We start from the raw sequence: 3,905 nt of genomic DNA, 5'->3' as shown, positions 1-3,905 counted from the left end.
CACATAAAGAGCTTTTTGATAATATTATTTATTTGGAAGAAGATTTTTACTTTCATCAAAGTGTAGATAATTATATTAATACTTAGAAAAGTGTAAAAAATCCTTATTGGGATCTTGAGACTAAAGAGGGTAATGAGTTGTTCGAAAAAATTACTGATAAATTAAAACAAGAATTACCAAGCGAATTTGATATCAAATACACTACAAGAGCTTGGAGTGCAAAAAAAATATAAAAGAGTGATATTATGGATAGATTAGTTTTTCAAACAAAAGCAAGAAATTTACAGAATTTAAAAAATATACTTAAAAATGCAAAAGTTTTAGATGTAGTTATCACTTCTTTAAAAGAAATCATTCAAGATAAAGAAGAAGTACTTAAAAAAATTACCAACCTAAATGCGAAAAAACTAATCATCCGTAGTTCTTCTAATAGCGAAGATAGTTTAAAAAGCTCCAATGCTGGAGCTTTTCTAAGTTTGGCTAATGTAGATATCAGTGATAAAGGCCAAGTTTTTAATGCTTTGGAAAAAGTAGGTCATTCTATGCCTAGTGAGAATGATGAAATTTTAATCCAACCCATGCTTTTAGATATTAAAAAGTGTGGTGTTGCTTTTAGTGTAGATAAGGATAATTTTTCTCCATATTTTTGCATAGAATATGATGAAAACGGCTCTAATAGTTCCATTACAGATGGAAGTGCTAAAAATGCCAAAACATATTTTCATTACCGTGAAAATGAAGATATAAAAGATCCATATATGCAAAAAGTTATTTTATTATTAAAAGAACTTGAAAGTTTATATGGTTGCAATTTTTTAGATGTAGAATTTGCTTTTAATGATCAAGATGAACTTTTTTGCTTGCAAGTTAGACCTTTAATAATGCAAGAAAAAACTAATCTTTTTAATAGTCTATCTAAAGAAGCTTTACATAGACTTTATAAAAGATTTGTATCTTTACAAGAGCCAAGATCTAGAGTGCTTGGAGACAAAGCTATTTTTGGTGTAATGCCTGATTGGAATCCAGCAGAAATTATAGGACTTAGACCAAAAAGATTAGCTTTTAGTCTTTATAAAGAAATCATTACAGATAATATTTGGGCTTATCAAAGAGATAACTATGGCTATAGAGATTTAAGATCGCATCCTTTAATCCATTCTTTTTTGGGTATTCCTTATGTAGATGTGAGACTTTCTTTTAATTCTTTTATACCAAAAACACTAGATGAGAATATTGCTAAAAAGTTAGTTAATTATTATTTAAATAAATTATATGAAAATCACGAGTTGCATGATAAAGTAGAATTTGATATAGTATTTTCTTGTTATGATTTCCATATGGCTGATAAATTAGAACGCTTATTAGATCATGGTTTTAATAAAAATGAAATCAAACGCATTGAATTTTCTTTACTAAACCTTACCAATTCTATTGTTAATATTAAAAATGGCTTGTGTTTAAAAGATATAGAAAAATCAAAACAAATGATTGTGTATTATGAAAATATTATGCATTCAGATTTTTCACTATTAGATAAAATTTATTGGCTTTTAGAAGAGTGTAAAAGATATGGAACATTACCATTTGCTGGTGTTGCAAGGGCTGCGTTTGTAGCCATGACTATGCTTAATTCTTTGGTGGAAATTGGATTTTTTAGTAAAGAAGAAAAAAATGAATTTTTAAATTCTCTTCACACTGTTAGTAAGACCTTGAGTAATGAATTAACAACTTTAAATGAAGATAATAAACAAGATTTTCTAAAACAATTTGGCCATTTAAGAGCGGGAACTTATAATATTTTATCTCCAAGATATGATGAGGATTTTGATGGGTATTTTGACCTAAAGCAAAAAGGCGAAATCCAAAAAGAAAAAGAATTTGAAATTAGCGATGCGAAGTTGCAAAAACTTGATCAAATTTTAAAAGAACATGGAATTGAAGTTAATGCAAAAGATTTTTTTAGCTTTTTGAAAATAGCTATAGAAGGACGCGAATTTGTTAAATTTGAATTTAGCAAGCTCTTATCTAAAGCTATATCGCTGATAGAAGATCTTGGAAATTATTATGGAATATCTAAAGAAGATATGGCTCATTTGGATATTAAGAGTATTTTAAATTTATACTCTAGTGTATATTCAAAAAGTCCAAAAGATAAATTTTTGAGTGAAATTAATGAAAATAAACAAGAATATGAATTAAGTTTAGCTATAAAACTTCCAGCTTTACTAACTGATGCACATCAAATATTTGGGTTTTTTACTAGCTATATTCATCCAAATTTTATCACGCAAAAAAGCATTAGTGCTAATATTGCTCTAGAAAATGAACAAGATTTAAAAGGCAAGATAGTGTTAATCTATGCAGCTGATCCTGGATATGATTATTTATTTACTAAAGATATTGCAGGTTTTATCACTTGCTATGGTGGTGCAAATTCACATATGGCTATTAGAGCTTCTGAACTTGCTATGCCTGCTGTTATTGGTGTAGGTGAAGAGAATTTTAAAAAATATCTTCAAGCAAAAAAAATTAAAATTGATTGTCAAAGTGAGCAGATATTTTGTCTATGAAATTTATAGCTATTAGTCAAAGAATTTTAGAAAATCAAGATTATTATGAATTAAGAGAGTGTTTGGCACTTGATTGGGGAAGTTTTTTTAAAAAAGAATTAAGTGAGTTTTTGCCTCTTCCATTGAGTTATGAAATTGATTTTAAAAATTATATCTCTAGTATTAGTGCTGTGATTTTAAGTGGGGGTAATGATTTAAACTCTTGTAAATTTTCTTTTATTAATCAAAAAAGAGATGAGTATGAAAAAAACATTATAAAACATTGTATGCAAAATAACATTCCACTACTTGGGGTTTGTAAAGGAGCACAGATGATCGCTTCTTATTTTAATTCTACTATTTGTCCTTGTAAAGATCATGTTGGAAATCATGAAGTGTATTTAAAAGATCAAATAATTAATGTTAATTCATATCATAATTTTGCTATTAAAACATTAGGTAATGAGCTTGAGGCGTTAGCAAATGCAAAAGATGAAACAATAGAAGCTTTTAAGCATAAAAAATTTAGTATTTACGGTCTAATGTGGCATATTGAAAGAGAAAATGGTATGAGCGAAAAAAGTATTTTTAATGCGTGGTTAAAGGATATAAAATGAGAGCTATAATTTTAGCAGCAGGGTTTGGTTCAAGGTTAATGCCTTTAACAAAGAACAATCCAAAATGTATGGTTGAATATAAAAATAAAAAAATCATAGACTATGAAATTCAAGCTTTAAAAGAAAATAATATTCATGAGATATGTGTAGTTGGTGGATATTTATTTGATGTTTTAAAGGATTATGTGGGTAAAAATCATAATTTGGAGTTGTTTTATAAAAATGAAAACTATGATAAAACTAATATGGTTCAGACTTTATTTTGTGCTAGAGATTTTTTGCAAAAGTGTATTGAGGATGAGCAAGATTTGATTGTTTCTTACGCTGATATAGTTTATTTTAAAGATAGTATAGAAAAACTCAAACAATCAAAAGATGATTTTGCTGTTATTGTGGATAAAGCTTGGAAAGAACTATGGTTAAAAAGGTTTGAAAATCCACTTGATGATGCTGAAACTTTAAAATTACATGATGATTTTATAGTAGAGCTTGGCAAAAAAGCAAAAAGTTATGATGAAATTCAAGGGCAATATATAGGCTTATTTAAATTTTCTCATCATTTTTTAAAAGAAGTTTTAAAAACTTATGATGAGCTTGATAGAACTTTACTTTATGATGAAAAAGATTTTAAAAATATGTATATGACAAGTTTTTTACAAATTTTAATAAATAAATACAAAAATGCAAAAGCTATAAAAATCAATGGAAATTGGTGTGAGATAGATTTTATGAGCGATTT

The 3,905-nt window shown here is 27.2% G+C and carries 3 protein-coding genes and 1 pseudogene; all 4 read left to right on the top strand.

Features of this window, described 5'->3' with window-relative positions; genetic code table 11:
• A pseudogene (locus L8W64_RS08715) lies at positions 1-233 on the top strand (SAM-dependent methyltransferase); the annotation flags it as partial.
• Positions 234-245: 12 nt separating this feature from the next.
• Complete coding sequence (locus L8W64_RS08710) at positions 246-2,570, top strand: PEP-utilizing enzyme (protein ID WP_263673517.1); 2,325 nt, start codon at positions 246-248, stop codon at positions 2,568-2,570.
• Positions 2,567-3,166 carry a gamma-glutamyl-CDP-amidate hydrolase gene (locus L8W64_RS08705; protein ID WP_263661753.1) on the top strand — a complete coding sequence of 200 codons (600 nt, stop codon included), beginning with the start codon at positions 2,567-2,569 and terminating at the stop codon, positions 3,164-3,166. Before L8W64_RS08710 ends, L8W64_RS08705 begins: the two co-directional genes overlap by 4 nt.
• The coding region (locus L8W64_RS08700) for a phosphocholine cytidylyltransferase family protein (protein ID WP_263673514.1) at positions 3,163-3,905 on the top strand (743 nt) is incomplete at its 3' end. The genes L8W64_RS08705 and L8W64_RS08700, both read left to right, overlap by 4 nt.

This window comes from Campylobacter sp. IFREMER_LSEM_CL1097 (assembly GCF_025772225.1).
GTDB classification, from domain to species: Bacteria; Campylobacterota; Campylobacteria; order Campylobacterales; family Campylobacteraceae; genus Campylobacter_D; species Campylobacter_D lari_D.
This window is presented reverse-complemented; position numbering and strand designations above follow the sequence as displayed.

Bases quoted from the DNA above. Each gene is read 5' to 3' on its own strand.
- L8W64_RS08710 (WP_263673517.1), top strand. From the start codon at position 246: ATGGATAGATTAGTTTTTCAAACAAAAGCAAGAAATTTACAGAATTTA.
- L8W64_RS08705 (WP_263661753.1), top strand. From the start codon at position 2,567: ATGAAATTTATAGCTATTAGTCAAAGAATTTTAGAAAATCAAGATTAT.